Raw genomic sequence first — 21,825 nt, 5'->3', positions numbered from 1 at the left:
GCGCGGGGCAGTTCACGCAATGGTCGCCCCGTCGTCACCCCTGCGGGGCGGGAGGGTCACCGGTCTGCCTTTGGGTGACCGATGTGCTGCTCTCTCTCGTCGTCCCCTGCTTCAACGAGGAGGACGTCCTCGCCCGTTTCCACGACCATGTGATCAAGGAACTCGACGCCCTGGAGGGCGACTTCGAGCTCGTGTACGTGGACGACGGAAGCCGCGACCGGACCCTCCCGATCCTGCGGGACCTCGCCGCCGCCGACCCCGTCCGGGTCCGCTTCGTCTCCTTCAGCCGCAACTTCGGCAAGGAGGCCGCCATGCTGGCCGGACTCCGGCACGCGGCCGGTGACGCCGTCGTCATCATGGACGCGGACCTCCAGCACCCGCCCGAGCTGGTGCACCGCATGGTCGCGCTGCACGCCGAGGGGTACGACCAGGTCGTCGCCCGCCGCACCCGCGAGGGCGACCGGGTCACCCGCACCCTCACCGCCCGCCTCTACTACCGGGCGATCAACCGGCTCGTCGACGTCGAACTCGTCGACGGCGTCGGCGACTTCCGGCTGCTGTCCCGGCGCGCCGTCGACGCGGTCCTCGGCCTCGGCGAGTACAACCGCTTCTCCAAGGGCCTGTTCTCCTGGGTCGGCTTCCGGACCACGACCTTCGCCTACGAGAACGCGGTGCGCGAGGAGGGCCGGTCCAAGTGGACCTTCGGCAAGCTCCTCAACTACGGCCTCGACGGCCTCCTCTCCTTCAACAACAAGCCGCTGCGCGCCGCCGTCTACCTCGGCCTGCTCCTCGTCTCGCTCGCCTTCGCCTACGCGGCCTGGATCGTCGCCGACGCGCTCGCCAACGGCGTCGACACGCCCGGCTACGTCACCCTCCTCGTCGCCGTCACCGCCCTCGCCGGGGTCCAGATGGTCATGGTCGGCCTGATCGGCGAGTACGTCGGCCGCATCTACTACGAGGTGAAGCGCCGGCCGCACTACCTGGTCGCCGAGACGCACACGGGCCCGGAGACGGAGGGGGCCCGGGCCGACACCCGCGCGGCGGGTGCCTCGTTGTGGGAGACGGTCGCCCGGAAGTGACCCCCGTGACGCGGTGACGGCGAAGTTGTCCCCGCGAAGTAGTGGCTACGGTCCCGGCGACTCCCTACCATCGATCACCGCAAGGTCGTCCAACTGACGCACGACCAGCCCGGGAGGCTCCTTTGCACCGCCGCGACCGCCGCCACGACCGCCCCGCACGCCCCCGCACCGCGCTCGCCGTCTCCGCCGCGTTCCTCGCCGCGGCCCCGCTGCTCACCGCGTGCGGCGGCGAGGCCCATCCGGGGGCCGCGGCCGTCGTCGGCGGCGAGCGGATCGACGTCTCCGCCCTCCAGGCCCAGGTGAAGGCCGCCCGGGACGCCCAGGCGAAGTCCCCGCAGTCCGCCGAGCTGATCGCCGCCACCGGCGACCTCGGCCGGCAGAAGCTCAACGGCATGATCTTCGACCGGATCCTCGACAAGGTCGCCGCCGACCAGGGCGTCACCGCCAGCCGCGCCGAGCTCCAGGAGACCCGCGAGGCCTTCGTCCGCGAGAACGGCGGCAAGGAGGGGCTGGAGGCCGTCCTGCTCCAGCAGCAGGGCGTCGCCCCCGGCCAGGTCGACGACGTCGTCCGGCGCAACGTCCTCATGACGAAGATCATCGAGAAGCAGGGGATCGCCGAGACCCCCGAGGGCCAGCAGAAGCTCCAGGCGCTCTTCGCCGACGCCTCCGCCTCCCTCGACATCGACGTGAACCCCCGCTACGGCGCCTGGGACGACACCAAGGTCCAGCTCGACACCGGCGCCGACACGGCCCCCTGGCTCCTGAAGGTCTCCAAGGACCCGGCGGCCGCGGGACCGGAGCAGCTTCCGGGCTGAGCCCGTCCCCGGGGTAGGTTCGGAGGGTGACTTCCGAGAACCCCGGCCGCGTCGTCCTGCTCACCGCCAGCCACCGGGTGGCGCCCGGACTGCTGTCCTGGCCCGCCTGGCAGGCGCTGCGGGACGCCGACCGGGTGCTCTGCCCCGACGAGCACCACCCCCAGCTGCCGTACCTGCGGGAGGCGGGCGTCGCCGTCGAGCACGTCCGCCCCACCGCCGAGGAGCTGGTCGCCGCCTGCGCCGGCGGCCGCACCGTCCTCGTGCTGCCCTCCGGCGAGGGCGACCGGGTGCTCACCGACGGACTCGCCCGGCTCGCCGGCTCCGGCCGGATCGCCATGCCCGACCTGGAGCTGCTGCCCGGCTCGTACGACCTCCCCGGCGCCCGCCTCCTCGACCTCGTGCAGATCATGGACGTCATCCGGCGCCAGTGCCCCTGGTCCTCGCTCCAGACCCACCAAGGGCTCGCGAAGTACGCCATCGAGGAGGCGTACGAGCTCGTCGAGGCGATCGAGGACGGCGACCGGCACGAGCTGCGCGAGGAGCTGGGGGACGTCCTCCTCCAGGTCGTCTTCCACGCGCGGATCGCCGAGGAGGACGCCGAGGAGCCGTTCTCCGTCGACGACGTGGCCGCCGGGCTCGTCGAGAAGCTGATCCAGCGCCACCCGCACATCTTCGGCGACGAGACCGCCGAGACCCCCGAGGACGTCCGCGCCCACTGGCTGCGCACCAAGGCCGCAGAGAAGCGCCGGGAGTCGGTGACGGACGGCGTTCCCGTCGGCCAGCCCGGCCTCGCCCTCGCGGCCAAGCTCGCGAGCCGCGTCCGCACCGCGGGCCTCGACGTGCCGCCGCCGCACGGCGAGGGCGTCGGGTACGAGCTCCTGGCGCTCGCGGTCCGCGCGGAGGCCGAGGGCGTGGACCCGGAGGCGGCGCTGCGCGCGGCGGCCCGGGCGTACCGGGACGCGATCCGGGCGGCGGAGGGCGTCTGAGTCGGCCCTGGGCCCTGTCGTCGAACTCCCGTCGTCTCCCGAAGAGAAGCCCTAGCGCGGGGCCCGGGCCGCGGGGTCGTGCCAGCGGACCGGGGGGCGCTCCAGGAGCCATTCGGCGCGGGTGGCGGGCCGGGCGGCGAAGTCCCCCACCGGCGGGAGGAGGTCGTGGCGGGTGCGGGCCGGGTCGGCGCCCAGCTCCGCCAGGACCTCGGCGACCTCGGAGACGAAGCCGGGCGGGCCGGCCAGGTGGACGTCGTGGTCGGGCCAGCGGCCGCAGGCCCGCAGCGCGGTGAGGAGGCGTTCGGTCGCCTGGTCGCGCGGGTGGCGGGGGGCCGAGGTGATGTACGTGACGCTCAGGCCGGGCAGCCGGGCGGCGAGCCGCTCCAGCTCCTCCCGCCCGTACAGGTACTCGCGGGAGCGGGCCACCGCGAAGATCCGGCCCGTGGCCTCCGGGTCGGCGTCGGCGGCCTCCTCCAGGAGCGCCTTGACCGGCGCCCAGCCCGTACCGGCGCATATGTAGGTACGGAGTCCGCCCGGCGCCGTCCGGCGGGTCGCCGCCCCGCCGGCCGCGCTCAGCCGCAGCGCCTCGCCCGGCCGGACCTCGTCCACCAGGGCCGTGGACACGGCCCCGCCGGGGATCCGGCTCACGTGCAGGTCGAGGGTGCCGTCCGCGCGGGGGGCGTTGCCGAGCGAGTACGTGCGCCACACCCGCGGGACCCGCGGCGAGCTGACGCCGGCGTACTGGCCGGGGAGGAAGGGGTAGGGCCGCCGGGGGCGGAGGGTGAGGACGGCGAGGTCCTCGTCGTGCCGCCGGTGGCCGACGACGTCCGCGTCCCACCAGGCGGGCTCCCCGGCGCGGGCGGCCCCGTCCGCGCCCCGCAGCATCAGGTCCGCGACGCGGCCGTACGCCTCCGACCACGCCTTCTCCGCCTCGATCGTCCACGACGAGCCGGCGGTGTGCGCGAAGGCGGCGAGCAGGCTCTCGCCGACCGCCGCGTACAGGGCGGGGGTGGCGAGGTACTTCCGGTGGTCGCGGCCCAGCCGCTCCAGGTAGGCGGCCAGGCCCGGGTCGTCGAGCCCGGTCACCACGTGGGTGAGGGCGGCGAACAGCCGGTCGCGCTGCGGGACCATGTCCTCGGGGAAGAGCGCGCGCACGCCGGGGTTGCGCCAGAAGAGGTGCGAGTAGAAGTACGTGACGGCGTGTTCGGCCCGTCTCTCGACGACCGCGAACGTGCTTCTGAGCAAGGCGAGGTCCACGCGGGAAATGTAGGGCACGGCCCGTCACGGCGTGATCACCGGCCGGTGATCACGTCAGGTCAGCCGGAGGGGCGTGCCGGGCCGGACTGTACGGTCGGGGAGTGAGTGAAGGACCCGCCCCGACGCCCGGTACGCCCCGGAAGCCAGGAACACCCGGAACCCCCGGTGCGCCCGGAACGCCCTCCGAGCCGGACGCGACCGCCGCGACCGCCGCGGCCGGAGTGCACGGAGCGTCCGGAGCACCCGATCTATTCGATCCGCCTGGAGCGCCCGGAGCGCCCGGGACGCCCTCCGATCCGGACACGACCGCCGCCCGCGCCGCGGCCGGAGCGTCCGATCCATCCGCCGCCGCCGGCGCGACCGCCGCGCCCGGCGGCTGTCCCGTCTCCGGAGGTGCGCCGGGCGGTGCCGGCGAGGGGCCCGTACCCGCCCTGTTCAGCTGGGAGTTCGCGGCCGACCCCTACCCGGCGTACGCCTGGCTGCGGGAGCACGCGCCCGTGCGGCGGACCACGCTGCCCAGCGGGGTCGAGGCCTGGCTCGTCACGCGGTACGCGGACGCCCGGCAGGCCCTCGCCGACCAGCGCCTCTCGAAGAACCCGGTGCACCACGCCGAGCCGGGCAAGACCGGCATCCCGGGCGAGCGCAGCGCCGGGCTCATGACCCATCTCCTCAACATCGACCCGCCGGACCACACCCGGCTGCGCCGGCTGGTGTCGAAGGCGTTCACCCCGCGCCGCGTCGCCGCCTTCGCGCCGCGCGTGCAGGAGCTCACCGACCGGCTCATCGACGACTTCGCGGCGCGGGGGAGCGCGGACCTCATCCACGAGTTCGCCTTCCCGCTGCCCATCTACGCCATCTGCGACATGCTCGGCGTGCCCGCCGAGGACCAGGACGACTTCCGGGACTGGGCCGGGATGATGATCCGGCACGGCGGCGGCCCGCGCGGCGGCGTCGCCCGGTCGGTGAAGAAGATCCGCGGGTACCTGGCGGAGCTCATCCACCGCAAGCGCGAAGGCCTGCGGCAGGACGGCGCCGACGACCTCATCTCCGGGCTCATCCGGGCCTCCGACCACGGCGACCACCTCACCGAGGCCGAGGCCGTCGCCATGTGCTTCGTCCTCCTCTTCGCCGGCTTCGAGACGACCATCAACCTCATCGGCAACGGCACCTACGCCCTGCTGCGGAACCCGGAGCAGCGCGCCCTCCTCCAGGCCTCGCTCGCCGCCGGCGGGACCGGCCTCCTGGAGACGGGCGTCGAGGAGCTGCTGCGCTACGACGGGCCGGTCGAGCTGGCCACCTGGCGGTACGCGACCACCGCCCTGACGATCGGCGGACAGCCGATCCCCGCCGGCGACCCGGTCCTCGTCGTGCTCGCCGCCGCCGACCGCGACCCGGACCGCTTCGGCGCCCCGGACACCCTCGACCTCGCCCGCAAGGACAACCAGCACCTCGGGTACGGACACGGCATCCACTACTGCCTGGGCGCGCCGCTCGCCCGCCTGGAGGGGCAGACCGCGCTCGCCACCCTCCTGACCCGCCTGCCGGACCTGCGACTCGCGGTCGATCCGGACGAACTGCGGTGGCGCGGGGGGCTCATCATGAGGGGATTGCGCACGCTTCCGGTCGAGTTCACCCCTTCCGCACCCCCGTACGGCGGATGACGGCGTGTCAGAAATGTGATCTTCGCGTGATCGCGAAGCCATCGACTTGTGACGGACGTTCGAATGCGGCTACGTTCGCGCCAACGTTCGGCCCCACCACGGCCGTCCCCGCCGTACCGCCGTCACGCGAAAGGCCCCGACATGCTTTCCGGAAACGGACGACACCGTCGACCCCGCCAGGCTCCCGCACTCGTCGTCACCGCCGGAGTGACCGGATCCGCCCTGGCCCTGCCGCTGCTCGCCACCGGCTCCGCCTCCGCCGCCGACGCGGCCACCTGGGACCGGGTCGCCGCCTGCGAGTCCGGCGGCCAGTGGAGCGCCAACTTCGGCAACGGCGCGTTCGGCGGCCTCCAGATGACGCAGGAGGCGTGGGAGCGGCACGGCGGGCTCGACTACGCCCCCAGCCCCGACCTCGCCAGCCGCGCCCAGCAGATCGCCGTCGCCGAGGTGGCGCTCTCCTCCGGCAGCACCGCCTGGGACACCTGCGCCCCGATCGCGGGCCTGGAGAACGACGGCAAGCCCACGGGCGTGCGGCCGGGCCCCGCCGTCCAGCAGGAGGACGAGGGCGGCGTGGCGCCGGAGTCCAACTGGACCGGCGGCACCGCCGTCTCCACCCCGCCCGCCGGGGCCGAGGGGCCGGCGGAGGCGAGGGAGACGGCGAAGGCGACGCAGGAGGCCCCGGAGGCCGTGGAGGAGAAGGGGAGCGGCACCACCGCCCCCGCGACGCCGACCGCCCCCGCCGCGCCCGTGACCGCGCCGGCCACCGGCGCCGTCACGCCGCCGCCCGCGAGCGCCGTCCCGGACGCGCCGACCGGCACCGCGCCGACCGCTCCGGACGCCTCCACGGGCACGCCGGGCACGCCGGACGCCCCGGTCACGACCCCGGAGGCCCCGGACGCCCCCCTCGCGCCCACCGACCCGGTGACCCCCGGCACGGAGGGCACGGCTGACGCGCCGTCGGCGACGCCGGGCACGGGCAAGCACCGGGGTGAGGCCGCCCCGGAGGAAAGTGGCGTAACGGACACCGAGCAGGAATCCGGGCGACATGCCGCAGCTGCGGACAAGATTTCCTCAACCCCCGTCAACTCGGACGCACGTGACGCTTACACCGTGCGGCCGGGTGACAGCCTGTCGGAGATTGCTCAGGAGAACGACCTCGCCGGCGGCTGGGACGCCCTCTACGACGCCAACCGCCAGACGGTCGGGGCCGATCCGGACCTCATCCTCCCTGGTCAGAGCCTTGAACTGAAGGCCTCCGCCGCGGAGAACTGAGTGCGTTTCAGGGATGTATGTCCGCTTTTGGGAAAATGAGACATGGATCTCTTCACCCCAACTGGCGTGTCACGTCCGCAAACTTTGCTTCCGTCAGGCCTCACCTGCGCAAACGAGGTCTGACGGAGTGCAAGTAAGGGCGTTTTGTCCGTTGTGAGCCTCTTTGAACTTCGAGCACCTGTGTGTCTACGGTCGTCACCGCTCGCCACCGCGGGCCCCGTCGACCGAAACGCCGAGTCCTGCCGTCGGCCGTCGGGAACTGTCGTCGCGAAAGCGCCGCAGGCAGGAGTGGGGGACCCAAGGTTCGTGCCGGTCCCGGCCGTCGACCAGACGGACGGAACGACCGGCTAGGGGTGAAGCCGCACGCAAGGACGTGTGGCCGGGCGAACTCTTCAAGCCCGAACCCGACAGCTCACCTCACAGGCGTCGGTGAAGAGGAAACTCCATGCTGTTCTCCGGCACGGGCAAGCGTCGTCGTCCCTCCAAGGCCACCCGCGTCGTCGCCCTCGTCGGCGTCACCGGCGCGGCCGTCGCCGCCCCGCTGATGGCCGCGGGCACCGCTTCCGCCGCCACCGCCTCCGAGTGGGACCGCGTCGCCCAGTGCGAGTCCGGCGGCAACTGGTCGATCAACACCGGCAACGGCTACTACGGCGGCCTCCAGTTCTCGGCCTCCACCTGGGCCGCGTACGGCGGCACCGCCTACGCCCCCACCGCCAACCAGGCCAGCAAGTCGCAGCAGATCGCCGTCGCCGAGAAGGTCCTCGCGGGCCAGGGCAAGGGCGCCTGGCCGAGCTGCGGCGTGGGCCTCTCCTCCGCCTCCTACGACGGTGGCGCCGCCGAGGCCGCCGCCCCGCAGCAGCAGAGCACCCAGCAGCAGAGCGCCCCGAAGCGCTCCGCCGAGCAGCCCGCCACCCGCAGCGAGCAGCGCCAGGCCCCGAAGCCGCGCACCCAGGCCGCCCCGCAGGCCGCCGCCAAGAAGACCGTCACCACCCCGACCGGCAAGAAGGTCAAGAAGGGCGACGGCGAGTACAAGGTCGTGGCCGGCGACACCCTCAGCAAGATCGCCACGGCGCAGGGCGTCGACGGCGGCTGGGCCGAGCTCTTCGAGCTCAACAAGGACGTCGTCGAGAACGCCGACCTGATCTACCCGGGTCAGCAGCTCCACCTGAAGTGAGCCCCGCGGCACCGGTGAGTCCGGCGGCTCACCGGCGCCCGACGACCCTCCCGCGGTGACCACCCCGGTCCCGAGCCCCTTCCCCCGTGGCTCGGGACCGGGGTTCTGCCGTTACCGTCCAGTAGTTCACGGGCCTTTCGTCCCCTCCTGCATGCTCTTGGGTCCTTTTTCGTCCCAGGGGACGGGCGGTCGGCTGGCCGGAGCGCCGGAGCCGGTTAGGCTCTTGTCGCAAGGCGAACGAGACCTTGCGACCCATGCGTCACACCTAGCGTCACATCCCAGAAGGAGATGCTCGTGCCGTCCATCGACGTCGTCGTAGCCCGGGAAATCCTGGACTCCCGAGGCAACCCCACGGTCGAGGTCGAGGTCGGCCTCGACGACGGCAGCACCGGCCGTGCTGCCGTGCCGTCCGGTGCCTCCACCGGTGCGTTCGAGGCCCTGGAGCTCCGCGACGGTGACCAGAACCGCTACCTCGGCAAGGGTGTCGAGAAGGCCGTCCTCGCCGTCATCGAGCAGATCGGCCCGGAGCTCGTCGGCTACGACGCCACCGAGCAGCGCCTGATCGACCAGGCCATGTTCGACCTGGACGCGACCCCGGACAAGTCGTCGCTCGGCGCCAACGCCATCCTCGGCGTCTCCCTCGCCGTCGCGCACGCCGCCTCCGAGGCCAGCGACCTCCCGCTCTTCCGCTACCTCGGCGGCCCGAACGCGCACCTGCTGCCCGTTCCGATGATGAACATCCTCAACGGTGGGTCGCACGCCGACTCCAACGTCGACATCCAGGAGTTCATGATCGCGCCGATCGGCGCGGAGTCCTTCTCCGAGGCCCTGCGCTGGGGCACCGAGGTCTACCACACCCTCAAGTCCGTCCTGAAGACCAAGGGCCTCTCCACCGGCCTCGGCGACGAGGGCGGCTTCGCCCCGAACCTCGGCTCCAACCGCGAGGCGCTCGACCTCATCCTGGAGGCCATCAAGCAGGCCGGCTACGTGCCCGGCAAGGACGTCGCCCTCGCCCTGGACGTCGCCGCCTCCGAGTTCTACAAGGACGGCAAGTACCTCTTCGAGGGCAAGGAGCGCTCCGCCGCCGAGATGACGGAGTACTACGAGGAGCTCGTCTCCGCGTACCCGCTCGTCTCCATCGAGGACCCGCTGTTCGAGGACGACTGGGCCGGCTGGAACGTCATCACCGAGAAGCTCGGCGACAAGGTCCAGCTCGTCGGCGACGACCTCTTCGTCACCAACCCCGAGCGCCTCGCCCGCGGCATCGAGGAGAAGTCCGCCAACGCCCTCCTGGTGAAGGTCAACCAGATCGGCTCGCTGACCGAGACCCTCGACGCCGTCGAGCTCGCCCAGCGCAACGGCTTCAAGTGCATGATGTCCCACCGCTCCGGCGAGACCGAGGACGTCACCATCGCCGACCTCGCCGTCGCCACCAACTGCGGCCAGATCAAGACCGGCGCCCCGGCCCGCTCCGAGCGCGTCGCCAAGTACAACCAGCTGCTGCGCATCGAGGAGATCCTCGACGACGCCGCCGTCTACGCCGGCCGCAGCGCCTTCCCCCGCTTCAAGGGCTGAGCCTCACCGCAGGCAGCTTCCGTCCGTCCCCGCACCCGGTCCCGTACCGTGTGCGGGGACGCACGTTTGAGGGACACCGGCGACAGGGGAGGCGAGACGGCATGGCCGTGAAGAACGGGGACCGGTTCTCCACCGCGACCCGGATCAGGCTGCTCGGCGAGCAGACCGCGGCCCGTGTCTACCGCTCCCAGACCCGCCGCCAGGCCCGGCGCTCCCGGCTCACCGGCCGCGCCGCCTTCCTCGCCCTCGTGGTCTGCTCCCTCGTCGTCGCCCTCGCCTACCCGATAAGGAGCTACGTCTCCCAGCAGGGCGAGATCGCCGAACAGGAGCGCCGGGCCGCCGAGGCGGCCCGGCGGGTCGAGGAGCTGCGGGACGAGAAGGCCCGCCTCCAGGACCCGGCCTACGTCCGCCGCCTCGCCCGCGAGCACCTGCACTACGTGCTCCCCGGCGAGACCGGCTTCACCGTGAACGACCCCGGGGCGGCCGACCGCCCCCGCGCCGACCAGGGCACGGCCGACCGGCCCTGGTACGACAACCTCTGGGACGGCGTCGACGACGCCGACCGCAACTGAACCGACCCAGGATCCGAGACATGGACACGCCCCCTCCGCAGACCGAACGCACCGAGCCCACCGAGGCGGACGTCGCCGCCTTCGAGGCCCAGCTCGGCCGCCCCCCGCGCGGTCTGCGCGCCATCGCGCACCGCTGCCCCTGCGGCAACCCGGACGTCGTCGAGACCGCGCCCCGGCTGCCCGACGGCACCCCCTTCCCGACCACGTACTACCTCACCTGCCCCCGGGCGGCCTCGGCCATCGGCACCCTGGAGGCCAACGGGGTCATGAAGGAGATGCAGGCCCGGCTCGCCACCGACCCGGAGCTCGCCGCCGCCTACCGCGCCGCGCACGAGGACTACCTCGCCCGCCGCGACGCCATCGAGGTCCTGGAGGGCTTCCCCAGCGCCGGCGGCATGCCCGACCGCGTGAAGTGCCTGCACGTCCTCGTCGGCCACTCCCTCGTGGCGGGCCCCGGCGTGAACCCCTTCGGCGACGAGGCCCTCGCGATGCTCCCCGAGTGGTGGGCCAAGGGCCCGTGCGTGAATCCGTGCGCGGACGGCCGCGCCGACGACGAGGAGTCCGTCAAGTGACCCGGGTCGCCGGAATCGACTGCGGCACCAACTCCATCCGCCTCCTCGTCGCCGACGTCCACCCGGAGACCGGCGAGCTGATCGAGCTGGACCGGCGGATGACGATCGTCCGGCTCGGCCAGGGCGTCGACAAGACCGGCCGACTCGCCCCCGAGGCCCTGGAGCGGACCTTCGCCGCCTGCCGCGAGTACGCCGCGGTCGTCCGGGAGCTGGGCGCGGAGCGGATCCGCTTCGTCGCCACCTCCGCCTCCCGCGACGCCGAGAACCGGCAGGACTTCGTCGACGGGGTCGTGGCGATCCTGGGCGTCGAGCCCGAGGTCATCTCCGGCGACCAGGAGGCCGCCTTCTCCTTCACCGGCGCCACCGGCTCGCTGCCCGGCGACGACCGCCGCCTGGTCGTGGACATCGGCGGCGGCTCCACCGAGTTCGTCGTCGGCACGCGGGAGGTCGAGGCCGCCCGCTCCGTCGACATCGGCTGCGTCCGGCTCACCGAGCGGCACGTCCGCCACGACCCGGTGACCGCAGAGGAGGCCGAGGCGATCCGCGCCGACGTCCGCGCCGCCCTCGACCTCGCCGCCGAGACCGTGCCGATCGCCGGGACCGGGACCCTCGTCGGCCTGGCAGGCTCGGTGACCACCGTCGCCGCTCTCGCGCTCGGGCTGCCGGAGTACGACTCCACGAAGATCCACCACTCCCGGATCACCGCCGGACAGGTCGCCGAGGTCACCGCCCGGCTGCTCGCCTCCACCCATGACGAGCGGGCCTCGATCCCCGTCGTCCACCCCGGCCGGGTGGACGTCATCGTGGCCGGCGCGCTCGTCCTCCAGGAGATCGTCGAGCGGGTCGGAGCCGCCGAGGTCGTCGTCAGCGAGCACGACATCCTCGATGGGATCGCCCTATCCGTGGCATAGCGGGCAGCTATCGAGGCTTCGGCGACAGCCTGTCGGAAAAGCTTCGTGAAGTTCTTCACAAGGAAAAGCGCCCTGATGGCACCTGAGGAAGGTCTTCGGACCCTCCGAGGGGGCCCTCAGGGCCCTTTCGTAGGTGCGGAGGCCTCTTCGCTCGACGTTTCCATCGTGTGAACGCACCTGCTGGTTCAGCGTTAACGGGCGCTCTCCGGGCCAGTTCAGTAGGGGTGAACAACGTTCACCAGTGCATTCCGGTTCCTTTGCACGACCATGACCTGGATCACGTGGGCGGCGGAGTGTAGCAGAGTGCCCTCGGAAGCTTGTGAAGGGGCGCACGAGGTGACCCCGCCGAGTGGGTGGATACTCGATGGCATGAGCACCACGGAGCGTCCCAGGATCCTCATCGTAGGCGGCGGGTACGTTGGCCTGTACGCCGCGCGGCGCATCCTCAAGAAGATGCGTTACGCCGAGGCGACCGTCACGGTCGTCGACCCCCGGTCGTACATGACCTACCAGCCCTTCCTCCCCGAAGCCGCCGCCGGCAGCATCTCGCCGCGCCACGTCGTCGTCCCGCTGCGACGCGTCGTGCGCGGAGCCGAGGTGCTCACCGGCCGGGTCACCACCATCGACCAGGACCGCAAGGTCGCCACGATCGCGCCGCTCGTCGGCGAGGCGTACGAGCTGCCGTTCGACTACCTGGTCATCTCGATGGGTGCCGTCTCCCGCACCTTCCCGATCCCCGGCCTCGCCGAGCAGGGCATCGGCATGAAGGGCATCGAGGAGGCCATCGGCCTGCGCAACCACGTCCTCGAGCAGCTGGACAAGGCCGACTCGACCACCGACGAGGAGGTCCGCCGCAAGGCCCTGACCTTCGTCTTCGTCGGCGGTGGCTTCGCCGGCGCCGAGACGATCGGCGAGGTCGAGGACATGGCCCGCGACGCCGCGAAGTACTACCAGAACGTGTCGCGCGAGGACATGCGCTTCATCCTGGTCGACGCCGCGGACAAGATCCTCCCCGAGGTGGGCCCCAAGCTCGGCCAGTACGGCAAGGAGCACCTGGAGAGCCGCGGCATCGAGATCTACCTGGAGACCTCCATGGACTCCTGCGTGGACGGCCACGTCGTGCTCAAGAACGGCCTCGAGGTCGACTCCAGCACCATCGTGTGGACCGCCGGCGTCAAGCCCAACCCGGCGCTCGCCCGCTTCGGCCTCCCGCTCGGCCCCCGCGGCCACGTGGACTGCAACGAGAAGCTCCAGGTCAACGGCATGGACTACGTCTGGGCCGCGGGCGACAACGCCCAGGTCCCGGACCTGGCCGCCATCAAGGCCGGCGTCCCGGCCGAGCGCGCCTGGTGCCCGCCGAACGCCCAGCACGCCCTGCGCCAGGCCAAGATCCTCGGCGACAACGTCGTGTCCGGCATGCGCGGCTTCCCGCAGAAGGAGTACAGCCACGCCAACAAGGGCGCCGTGGCCGGCCTCGGTCTGCACAAGGGCGTCGCCATGATCGTCATGGGCAAGTTCAAGATCAAGCTCAAGGGCCGTCTCGCCTGGTACATGCACCGTGGCTACCACGGCATGGCGATGCCGACCTTCAACCGCAAGATCCGCGTCTTCGCCGACTGGACCCTCGGCATGTTCCTCAAGCGCGAGGTCGTCTCGCTCGGCGCCATGGAGACGCCGCGCGAGGAGTTCTACGAGGCCGCCAAGCCCGCCCCGGCCCCCGCCGCGGCCAAGGCCCCGGAGAAGGCCAAGGCGTCGTAACACCCCCGCAGTACCGAAGGGCCGTCCGTCATCCGTGGTGCGGGCGGCCCTTCGGCGTGTTCTGCGGACTCCTTGCGTCGCGGCGGGATGGCAAACCCCTACGGACGGTGTTCCCTGGGTGACGAACCAATCTGGGGCAAGGACCACGGAGGTGTTTCACCATGGCCGACGCCGCGACGCGGCTCGCGACCCTCGCCGAGGATCTGCTGGGAAGTCCCCTGCCGGTGCGCCTGCGCGCCTGGGACCGCAGCGAAGCAGGGCCGGCGGGAGACGGACCCGTGCTCGTGATCCGGGACCGCAAGGCGCTGCGCCGCATGATCTGGAAGCCCGGCGAACTGGGCCTGGCCCGCGCCTGGGTGGCCGGCGAGATCGACGTCGAGGGCGATCTGTACGAGGCCCTGGACCGGCTCTCCGGACTGATCTGGGAGCGCGGCGGGGAGACCCGGGGCCTGCTCGACGCCGCACGCGATCCGCGGGCGCGGGCCGCCGCCGCCGAGCTGCTGCGGCTCGCCGGGCCGCTGCCGCCGCCGAAGCCGCCGGCCGAGGAGGCGAAGGGCCGCGGGGGCGGCCGGCACAGCAGGCGCAGCGACCGGCAGGCGATCAGCCACCACTACGACGTCGGCAACGACTTCTACGCGCTGGTGCTCGGCCCGTCGATGGTCTACTCGTGCGCCTACTGGACGGACGGCGGCACCCTGGAGGAGGCCCAGCGCGACAAGCTGGACCTCGTCGCCCGCAAGCTGGCCCTGAAGGAGGGAGACCGGCTCCTCGACGTCGGCTGCGGCTGGGGTTCGATGGCGATCCACGCGGCCCGCGAGTACGGCGCCCGGGTCGTCGGCATCACCCTCTCCCGCGAGCAGGCCGCCTTCGCCCGCAAGCGGATCGCCGAGGAGGGGCTCACCGACCGGATCGAGATCCGGGTCCAGGACTACCGGGACGTGCCGGACGGGCCGTTCGACGCGATCTCCTCGATCGGCATGGCCGAGCACGTGGGAGCGGCGAGGTACCGGGAGTACACCGACCTCCTGTACGGCCTCCTGAAGCCCGGCGGACGGCTCCTCAACCACCAGATCTCGCGCCGCCCGGAGCCCGACGAGGAGGCGTACCGGGTGGACCCCTTCATCGACGCGTACGTCTTCCCCGACGGCGAACTCGCCCCGATGGGCCGCACCCTGACGGCCCTGGAGGACGCCGGCTTCGAGGTCCGCGACGTGGAGGCGCTCCGCGAGCACTACGGGCTGACGCTGCGCCGCTGGGTGGCGAACCTGGAGAAGGACTGGGACCGGGCGGTCCGGCTCACCTCGCCCGGGCGGGCCCGGATCTGGCGGCTCTACATGGCGGCCTCGGCGGTCTCCTTCGAGCGCAACCGGATCGGCGTGAACCAGTTCCTGGCGGTGAGGACGCCCGTGGTGGGGACGAGCGGGCTGCCGCTGCGGTCGCGGGAGTGGACGGAGCGGTAGGAGGAGGAGAAGGGAGGGCCGGTCCCCGCACGGGGACCGGCCCTCCCTTCTCGTACCGCGGGTGCCTACTCGGCCTTGATGGCGGTGAGCATGTTCAGGCGGGCGGCGCTGCGGGCCGGCCAGAGCGAGGCGAGCACGCCGACCAGGGCGGCCAGGAGGAGGAAGATCCCGACCCGGTCCCAGGGCACGACCAGCGCGTAGCCCGGCAGGCTCGACTCGAAGGTCTTGCCGATGGCCCAGGCGAGGAAGGTGCCGAGGCCGATGCCGACGATCGCGCCGAAGACCGAGATGACCACGGCCTCCAGGCGGACCATGCGCTTCACCCGGCGGCGGTCGAGACCGATCGCCCGGATCATGCCGATCTCCTGCTGCCGCTCGAAGACGGACATCGCGAGGGTGTTGACGACGCCGAGGACGGCGATGATCAGGGCCATCGCGAGCAGGCCGTACATGATGTTCAGCATCAGGTTGATGGTCCCGCCGAACTCGTCGCGGATGTCCTTGTGGTCCATGACGGTGATGGCCGGGTTGTCGCCCAGGGCCTTGATCAGGGCCTGCTCGTGCGCACCGCTCGGGCCGCCGTCGGTGGAGACGAAGATCTGCCCGATGTACTTCTGCGGGTCGTGCGCGTCGAGCACCTTCGCGTCGACGAGGACGGGGGAGAGGAACTCGCTGTCCTTGTAGATCGCGGTGACCTTCAGCTCGCCCTTCTTCTTGTCCAGGTACTCGACCGGGACGGAGGCGCCGACCTTCAGGCCGCGGCCGGCGGCGGTCTTCTCGGCGACGGCGATCTGCCCGTCGGCGAGCCCGGCGAGCGAGCCCTGCAGCACGTCGACCGCGAGGACCTTCTCGATGTCGCCAGGGGTGACGCCGGAGGCGGAGACGTACTTCCCCCCGATGTCGAAGGCACCGGCCTGCTGCGGGGAGACCGCGGTGACGCCCGGGGCCTTCTCCAGGGCCGTCAGGGCCTCCTGCGACAGGCCGTCGCCGCTGGCCATGGAGACCATGTAGTCGGCCTTGATCTGGTCGACGGTCATCTTGTCGAGGGCCTGGCCGGCGCTGACGCCGATCACGGTGAGGCCGGTGACCAGGGTGAGGCCGATGGCGAGCGCGGAGGCGGTGGCGCCGGTGCGGCGCGGGTTGCGGACCGCGTTGAGGCCGGCGAGCTTGCCGGCGATCCCGAAGGCCTTCACGAAGAAGGGGCGGATCAGGGCGATCACGGGCCGGGAGAGGAAGGGGATGAGGATGATGACGCCGATGAGGGTGGTGAAGGCACCGCCCGCGATGGTCATCCGGCCCTCGTCGCCGCCGGCGTCGGCGCCGAGCACGATCAGGACGGCGCCGATGGCGGTGATCGCGGCACCGATCGCGTTCCGCACGACGAGCGACTTGGCGTTCGGGGTGGCGTGGACGCTGTTCATGGCGGCGACCGGCGGGATCTTCGCGGCGCGGCGGCCGGGCAGCCAGGCGGCCAGCATGGTGATGACGACGCCGACGCCGAAGGCGGCGAGGAGCGGGGTGGCGCCGAGGACCAGCTCGCCGTCCGGGACCTTCATCTCGAAGGCGGCCATGCCGGAGCGCAGGCCCACGGCGAGCCCGATGCCGAGGACGTAGCCGACGGCGGAGGCGACCAGGCCGACGATGCCGGCCTCGGCGAGGACGGAGCGGGTGATCTGCTTGCGCGAGGCACCCACGGCCCGCATCAGGGCGAGCTCCTTGGTGCGCTGGGCGACCAGCATGGTGAAGGTGTTGGAGATCAGGAAGACGCCGACGAAGAGCGCGATGCCGGCGAAGGCGAGCAGCATCTGGTTGAGCGTGCCGAGGCCGGCCTCGATGTCGCGGGCCTGCTGGTCGGCGAGGGCCTGGCCGGTCTGCGCGGTGGCGGCCTTCGGGACGACCTTCAGGACCTCGTCACGGAGCTTCTCGTCGTCGGCGCCGGCGGCGGCAGAGACGTTCAGGTCCGAGTAGTAGCCGGGCTTCAGGTAGAGCTTCTGGGCGACCGGGGCGTCGAAGACGACGAGGCTGCCGCCGGCGTTGACGGCGCCGTCCTCCGTGGTGAAGACGCCGGCGAGGGTGTACTCCTTCACCGGGCCGTTGGTGGCGACGCGGACCCGCTCGCCGACCTGGTAGCCGCCCTTGTCGGCGGTCTCCTCGTCGAGGGCGATCTGGTCCGGCCGGGCGGGGCCGTTCCCGGTCGTGAAGGCGAGGGCGGGGTCCTTGCCGTCGGAGCCGGGGGCGAAGTTGGTGCCCTTGTTGGACCAGCCGGAGCCGATCAGCTTCCCCTTCGCGTCCGGCACGCCGGCGAAGCCGTCGACGCGGGGCCGGACGCCGGTGACGCCGTCGAGCTTCGCGACCTTGTCGACGACGGCCTGGGAGAGGCCCGGGTTCTTCGCGGCCTCCTCCGGGTCCGGCCGCATGCTGACGGCGACGGCGACGTCGTCGTAGCTCTTCGCGGCCTGGCCCCGGAAGGCCTGGGAGAGGGTGTCGGTGAAGACGAGGGTGCCGGAGACGAAGGCGACGCCGAGCATCACGGCGAGCACGGTCATCAGCAGCCGCGCCTTGTGCGCGAGGACGTTGCGCAGGGCGGTACGGAACATGGGTGAGGTCCTGGAGGAAGGCGGGACGGAAGTCAGGTGCGGGGCCGGCGCGTCCGCGTCAGCTCGTACGGCCCTTGGCGTCGAAGGCCTTCATGCGGTCGAGCACGCCGTCGGCGGAGGGGCGCAGCATCTCGTCGACGATCCGGCCGTCCGCCAGGAAGATCACCCGGTCGGCGTAGGAGGCGGCGACGGGGTCGTGGGTGACCATGACGACGGTCTGGCCGAGCTCGCGCACCGAGTTCCGCAGGAAGCCGAGGACCTCGGCGCCGGAGCGGGAGTCCAGGTTTCCGGTGGGCTCGTCACCGAAGATGATCTCCGGCTGGGAGGCGAGGGCGCGGGCGACGGCGACGCGCTGCTGCTGGCCGCCGGAGAGCTCGGTCGGGCGGTGCTTGAGGCGGCCGGAGAGGCCGAGCATGTCGATGACCTTCTCGACCCACGCCTGGTCCGCCTTGCGGCCGGCGATGTCCATGGGGAGCGTGATGTTCTCCATGGCGGTGAGGGTCGGCAGCAGGTTGAACGCCTGGAAGATGAAGCCGATCTTGTCCCGGCGGAGCTGGGTGAGCTGCTTGTCCTTGAGGGTGGACAGCTCGGTCTCGCCGATCCGGACCGAACCGGAGGAGAAGGAGTCGAGGCCGGCGACGCAGTGCATGAGCGTCGACTTGCCGGAGCCGGAGGGGCCCATGATCGCGGTGAACTCGCCCTGGCGGAAGTCCACGCTGACCCGGTCGAGCGCGACCACCTGGGTCTCGCCCTGGCCGTAGACCTTCGTGAGTTCCGTGGCGCGGGCGGCCACCGCGGTGGCGCGGGGCACGGTGGGAGTGGTGGTCACGAGGGGACTCCTGTCACGACGGTCGTTCGGATGAGCGGAAACCCGGAGCTCCGGGAACCCCTCCATCGTTTCGAACGTTCGTGTCGCGGTCGTCCGCCCACGTGCCCGTTCCCGGGGCCCTCTCGGGTCGGACCGCGCCCCTCCCGCCTCCTCCTCTGGTATGACGGCGACCCCGACGAGGGGGCCGCGGCGGGAGGTGACACACCTGCGGCGAGATCTGGTCAATCCAGGGGTGGCCGCTTTGCGCCCGCGACCTCGGCCGCAGTTCGCGAAAACCCCGCTCACCTGCGCTGACGCACCCTCAGACGTCAATAAAATAAGACAACATCGCTCCCTCGTTACCGCTGAACGGGGGAAGGGCCCCGATAGGCTCCTGTGCTAACGCGGAGCAACCGCGGCAACGCCCGGATGGTGGAATAGCAGACACGGCGAGCTTAAACCTCGCTGGCCTTCGGGCCGTACCGGTTCAAGTCCGGTTCCGGGCACCACCCGGCCCCAGGGGATCCTGCGGCCGGACGCACCGCCCCTCCTCCCGCCCTCCCGCCTCCCTCTCCGCCCGCCTTCCCCGTCTCCTCGAAAAGATCCTCCCCGAGCACTAGAGAGTTTCTTTTGCCTACGCATTACCCTTGACGCAAGGCCGCGCAGTGCGGCCGTCCATGGAGGAGTGAGATGAGGAGCAGCAACCCGGTCTTCTCGCGACGGGGGTTCAGCCGCGACAACGGCTACGCGGGCTTCAACGCGCAGCAGCCGCAGGCCGGGGGCCCCGCCGTCGGAACGAACCCGTACGCGACCGGCAACCCGTACGCCGAGGGTGCGACCAACCCGTACGCCACCAACCCCTACGCGCCGCAGGACGTCCAGGCGGGCGCCCCGCAGCAGGCGCGCGGCAATGTGATGACGATCGACGACGTCGTGAGCCGTACGGCCATGACGCTCGGCACGGTCGTGCTCACCGCCGTCCTGTCCTGGTTCCTGCTGCCGGTCGACCCGGCGAACCTGGGCAAGTCCTACGGCATCGCCATCGGCGCCGCCCTGGTCGCCCTGGTCCTGGCGCTCGTGCAGTCCTTCAAGCGCAAGGCGTCGCCGGCGCTGATCCTGGGCTACGCGGCCTTCGAGGGCGTCTTCCTCGGCGTGATCTCGGCCGCCGTCTCGACGTACATCGCCGACGGCGTCGTCATCCAGGCCGTGCTCGGCACGATGGCGGTCTTCGCCGGTGTGCTCATCGCCTACAAGATGGGCTGGATCCGGGTCAACCGCCGCTTCACCGGCTTCGTGATGGCCGCGGCCATGGGCTTCATGCTGCTCATGGTGGTCAACCTGCTGTTCTCGGTCTTCGCGGGCGGTGACGGCCTCGGCTTCCGCAGCGGCGGCCTCGGCATCCTCTTCGGTGTCATCGGCATCATCCTGGGCGCCTGCTTCCTCGCCCTCGACTTCAAGCAGGTCGAGGACGGCGTGACCTACGGCGCGCCGCGCGAGGAGGCCTGGCTGGCCGCCTTCGGCCTCACCATGACCCTGGTGTGGATCTACCTGGAGATGCTGCGTCTGCTGTCGATCCTCCAGGGCGACGACTGACGCACCCCGTGACTCGGGGGAAGGGCCCGTCCGGCACCCGCCGGGCGGGCCCTTCCGCGTGCGCGGGGGGCGGTAGGGTCGGCCGGGTGCTGGATACGAGTGAACTGACCGCCGCCGTGGAACGCTTCGCCGACCGGCTGCGGGCCGCCCCCCAGAGCCGCCTCCAGCGGGGCGCGGCGGAGGAGGGGCTGGCCCTGGCACGGGAACTCGCGGTGCGGTCGCAGCGGGTCGAGACGCCCGGGGCCGAGCCGCGCGTCATCCCCGACGCGGGGGTCTTCGCGGTCGCCGACCAGCTGGCGGTGGCCGGCACGGACCTCGCCGAGGCACTGCGAACGGCCCCGTCCCCCTCCCCGGAACGGGAGCTGGACGAGGCCGTGAGGCTGGTACGGGAGGCGCTGGAGCGCTCGGGGCTGTAGCGGCGGCGGGGGATCCGCGGGCGGGCCTGCTCGGGATCCGCGGCCGGGGCGCCACCCCGGCCCCCGTCCGGCGGCCGGAGGCCGCCGCGGCGCCCCGAAGCCTGTGAGGCCCCGGGGCCTCACCGTGCGAGGGGCGCGGTGGATCAGAGGGACGCGATGACGCGATCCGCGAGGATGTAGACGTTCTCCTCGTCCGTGTCGCCGTAGGAGAAGGTCAGGGCGAAGGCGCCGGAGACGCCGGAGCCGCCGAGGAGGATCGGGGTGCGGCCGGCACGGAGGGCGTCGGCGAGGCGCTCGGCGGTCTCGCGGTGACCGGGGGTCATGCAGAGCGTCGTGCCGTCGGCGAAGACGTACACGTCCAGCGTCCCGAGCGGGCCGGGGCGGACGTCCGTGAGGGCCGTGGCCGTGTCGGCCAGCTCCTCCAGGCGCGCCACCGTGCGCTCGTGGTCCGTGACGACCGGCGTCTGCACCGGCACGAAGTCCGGGTGCGAGGGGTGCCGCCGGCGGGCGGCGGCCAGCTCCGCGGAGTCCTCGGGGTACTCGGGGAAGTCGTCCACCGGGTCGGCGATGCCGTCGAGCGCCGCCGCCTCGGCCTCCATGGCCTCCAGGGCCATCGCCTCCAGGCCCACGAAGTCGGTCTGGCGCGGCACGAAGAGCCCGGTGGGCTCCTCGCCGCCCAGTCCGCCGAGGAGGGCGGAGGGCGCGTCGGCCGCGTCCCGGGCCTCCTGCGCCGCCCAGAAGGCCCGCGCCTCGGCGAGCTCGCGCTCGCGCTCCTCGGCCAGCGCCTCGGCGACCGCGGCCCGTATCTCGGCGGCGGGCGAGGTGCGGGCCGCGGGGACCGTCACGCCGCGGTCCGCGGCGAGCTCGGTGCGCAGGGCGGTGACCTCCTTGCGGAGACCCCGCACGTGATGCAGGGCAGCAGCGCCCACGGCCGTGGCAGCGGCCGTGGTCAGCAGCAGGGCAAGAGACATGGCGCTCACTGACGTACTCCCGATTCGAGACGATCCCCCGACTTCCTACATCAGCTTGTCGCGCCCCGGGACCCCCTGTCAGTGCATTACGTCACGAAACGGACAGGTATTTTGGCCGGGTGTTTAGTCCCGTAACGGCCCTGACCTGCGAAAACAAACTCCCCCGGGATGTATGTCACATCCTGGGGGAGATTCGGTCACGGCTTGGACGCGGGGTGGTTGACGCGCTCGGCGAATGGAGAAAGCGGCCGCCCACCCTCCGCTACGGCTCAGCTCAGCCGCTCGCTTTCGTGGTCGCGCTGGGCTTCGCCACCGCTGCGGGCGGGTGCCGCCTTCGTCCCTCAGGCG

18 protein-coding genes, 1 tRNA gene and 1 riboswitch are annotated in these 21,825 nt (G+C 72.2%); of the genes, 15 read left to right on the top strand and 4 right to left on the bottom strand.

What is annotated here, in order from left to right; genetic code table 11:
* Positions 1-83: 83 nt before the first annotated feature.
* The 3 genes from IE245_RS23025 to IE245_RS23015 all read left to right on the top strand — a co-directional run bounded on the left by IE245_RS23025 (position 84) and on the right by IE245_RS23015 (position 2,880).
* Positions 84-1,079, top strand: a complete 996-nt coding sequence (locus tag IE245_RS23025) for a glycosyltransferase family 2 protein (RefSeq protein WP_189950606.1) — start codon at positions 84-86, stop codon at positions 1,077-1,079.
* A gap of 122 nt (positions 1,080-1,201) precedes the next feature.
* Complete coding sequence (locus IE245_RS23020) at positions 1,202-1,894, top strand: SurA N-terminal domain-containing protein (protein WP_189950604.1); 693 nt, start codon at positions 1,202-1,204, stop codon at positions 1,892-1,894.
* Between the two features lie 26 nt (positions 1,895-1,920).
* Positions 1,921-2,880, top strand: a complete 960-nt coding sequence (locus IE245_RS23015; protein WP_189950602.1) for a nucleoside triphosphate pyrophosphohydrolase — start codon at positions 1,921-1,923, stop codon at positions 2,878-2,880.
* 51 nt (positions 2,881-2,931) lie between these two features.
* Here the strand turns inward: IE245_RS23015 and IE245_RS23010 are convergent, their stop codons facing one another.
* Entirely contained in the window at positions 2,932-4,137 is a 1,206-nt protein-coding gene (locus tag IE245_RS23010) for a globin domain-containing protein (protein ID WP_189950600.1), read from the bottom strand.
* A 431-nt stretch (positions 4,138-4,568) separates the two neighbouring features.
* Between IE245_RS23010 and IE245_RS23005 the strand changes: the two genes are divergently transcribed.
* The 9 genes from IE245_RS23005 (at position 4,569) to IE245_RS22965 (ending at position 15,092) form a co-directional block, all read left to right on the top strand.
* Positions 4,569-5,798: a cytochrome P450 family protein gene (locus IE245_RS23005; RefSeq protein ID WP_189950833.1), complete on the top strand. Its 1,230-nt coding sequence runs from the start codon at positions 4,569-4,571 to the stop codon at positions 5,796-5,798.
* A gap of 141 nt (positions 5,799-5,939) precedes the next feature.
* Entirely contained in the window at positions 5,940-7,070 is a 1,131-nt protein-coding gene (locus IE245_RS23000) for a LysM peptidoglycan-binding domain-containing protein (RefSeq protein WP_189950598.1), read from the top strand.
* Between the two features lie 264 nt (positions 7,071-7,334).
* Positions 7,335-7,511, top strand: a riboswitch (cyclic di-AMP (ydaO/yuaA leader).
* A 4-nt stretch (positions 7,512-7,515) separates the two neighbouring features.
* The gene (locus IE245_RS22995) at positions 7,516-8,244 is read left to right on the top strand and encodes a LysM peptidoglycan-binding domain-containing protein (RefSeq protein WP_189950596.1); all 729 of its coding nucleotides are present in this window, start codon (positions 7,516-7,518) and stop codon (positions 8,242-8,244) included.
* A gap of 288 nt (positions 8,245-8,532) precedes the next feature.
* Positions 8,533-9,819: a phosphopyruvate hydratase gene (gene eno / locus IE245_RS22990; protein ID WP_031013622.1), complete on the top strand. Its 1,287-nt coding sequence runs from the start codon at positions 8,533-8,535 to the stop codon at positions 9,817-9,819.
* A gap of 101 nt (positions 9,820-9,920) precedes the next feature.
* Entirely contained in the window at positions 9,921-10,391 is a 471-nt protein-coding gene (locus IE245_RS22985) for an FtsB family cell division protein (protein ID WP_189950594.1), read from the top strand.
* Positions 10,392-10,411: 20 nt separating this feature from the next.
* Positions 10,412-10,963: a DUF501 domain-containing protein gene (locus IE245_RS22980; protein ID WP_189950591.1), complete on the top strand. Its 552-nt coding sequence runs from the start codon at positions 10,412-10,414 to the stop codon at positions 10,961-10,963.
* Positions 10,960-11,874, top strand: coding sequence for a Ppx/GppA phosphatase family protein (locus IE245_RS22975; RefSeq protein ID WP_189950589.1), 915 nt, complete (start codon positions 10,960-10,962; stop codon positions 11,872-11,874). The genes IE245_RS22980 and IE245_RS22975 overlap by 4 nt, the downstream gene beginning before the upstream one ends.
* Before the next feature lie 369 nt (positions 11,875-12,243).
* Complete coding sequence (locus tag IE245_RS22970) at positions 12,244-13,632, top strand: NAD(P)/FAD-dependent oxidoreductase (protein WP_189950587.1); 1,389 nt, start codon at positions 12,244-12,246, stop codon at positions 13,630-13,632.
* 161 nt (positions 13,633-13,793) lie between these two features.
* Entirely contained in the window at positions 13,794-15,092 is a 1,299-nt protein-coding gene (locus tag IE245_RS22965) for an SAM-dependent methyltransferase (RefSeq protein WP_189950584.1), read from the top strand.
* A 65-nt stretch (positions 15,093-15,157) separates the two neighbouring features.
* Here the strand turns inward: IE245_RS22965 and IE245_RS22960 are convergent, their stop codons facing one another.
* Both IE245_RS22960 and IE245_RS22955 read right to left on the bottom strand, forming a co-directional pair.
* Positions 15,158-17,689 (bottom strand): ABC transporter permease, encoded by a 2,532-nt coding sequence (locus IE245_RS22960; protein WP_189950583.1) that lies wholly within the window; start codon positions 17,687-17,689, stop codon positions 15,158-15,160.
* Between the two features lie 58 nt (positions 17,690-17,747).
* A complete protein-coding gene (locus IE245_RS22955; RefSeq protein ID WP_189950581.1) occupies positions 17,748-18,518 on the bottom strand; it encodes an ABC transporter ATP-binding protein in 771 nt (256 codons plus the stop codon).
* A gap of 402 nt (positions 18,519-18,920) precedes the next feature.
* On the opposite strand from IE245_RS22955, the gene IE245_RS22950 reads away from it, so the two are divergent.
* From IE245_RS22950 to IE245_RS22940, 3 genes are all read left to right on the top strand, one after another.
* Positions 18,921-19,006, top strand: a tRNA-Leu gene (locus IE245_RS22950).
* A gap of 181 nt (positions 19,007-19,187) precedes the next feature.
* Positions 19,188-20,090, top strand: coding sequence for a Bax inhibitor-1/YccA family protein (locus tag IE245_RS22945; RefSeq protein WP_189950579.1), 903 nt, complete (start codon positions 19,188-19,190; stop codon positions 20,088-20,090).
* Between the two features lie 86 nt (positions 20,091-20,176).
* Positions 20,177-20,506, top strand: a complete 330-nt coding sequence (locus IE245_RS22940) for a hypothetical protein (protein WP_189950577.1) — start codon at positions 20,177-20,179, stop codon at positions 20,504-20,506.
* A 143-nt stretch (positions 20,507-20,649) separates the two neighbouring features.
* Here the strand turns inward: IE245_RS22940 and IE245_RS22935 are convergent, their stop codons facing one another.
* Positions 20,650-21,477: a hypothetical protein gene (locus IE245_RS22935; RefSeq protein WP_444545741.1), complete on the bottom strand. Its 828-nt coding sequence runs from the start codon at positions 21,475-21,477 to the stop codon at positions 20,650-20,652.
* Positions 21,478-21,825: the final 348 nt, after the last annotated feature.

This window comes from Streptomyces roseolus, from assembly GCF_014649855.1.
In the GTDB taxonomy this organism is placed as follows: domain Bacteria; phylum Actinomycetota; class Actinomycetes; order Streptomycetales; family Streptomycetaceae; genus Streptomyces; species Streptomyces roseolus.
Note: the sequence above shows the minus strand (reverse complement) of the source record. Positions and strands in the feature narration are given on the sequence as shown.

Coding starts and splice junctions, on each gene's coding strand:
- IE245_RS23000 (WP_189950598.1), top strand. CDS start 5,940: ATGCTTTCCGGAAACGGACGACACCGTCGACCCCGCCAGGCTCCCGCA.
- IE245_RS22995 (WP_189950596.1), top strand. CDS start 7,516: ATGCTGTTCTCCGGCACGGGCAAGCGTCGTCGTCCCTCCAAGGCCACC.
- eno (WP_031013622.1), top strand. CDS start 8,533: ATGCTCGTGCCGTCCATCGACGTCGTCGTAGCCCGGGAAATCCTGGAC.
- IE245_RS22985 (WP_189950594.1), top strand. CDS start 9,921: ATGGCCGTGAAGAACGGGGACCGGTTCTCCACCGCGACCCGGATCAGG.
- IE245_RS22980 (WP_189950591.1), top strand. CDS start 10,412: ATGGACACGCCCCCTCCGCAGACCGAACGCACCGAGCCCACCGAGGCG.
- IE245_RS22970 (WP_189950587.1), top strand. CDS start 12,244: ATGAGCACCACGGAGCGTCCCAGGATCCTCATCGTAGGCGGCGGGTAC.
- IE245_RS22965 (WP_189950584.1), top strand. CDS start 13,794: ATGGCCGACGCCGCGACGCGGCTCGCGACCCTCGCCGAGGATCTGCTG.
- IE245_RS22960 (WP_189950583.1), bottom strand. CDS start 17,689: ATGTTCCGTACCGCCCTGCGCAACGTCCTCGCGCACAAGGCGCGGCTG.
- IE245_RS22945 (WP_189950579.1), top strand. CDS start 19,188: ATGAGGAGCAGCAACCCGGTCTTCTCGCGACGGGGGTTCAGCCGCGAC.
- IE245_RS22935 (WP_444545741.1), bottom strand. CDS start 21,477: ATGTCTCTTGCCCTGCTGCTGACCACGGCCGCTGCCACGGCCGTGGGC.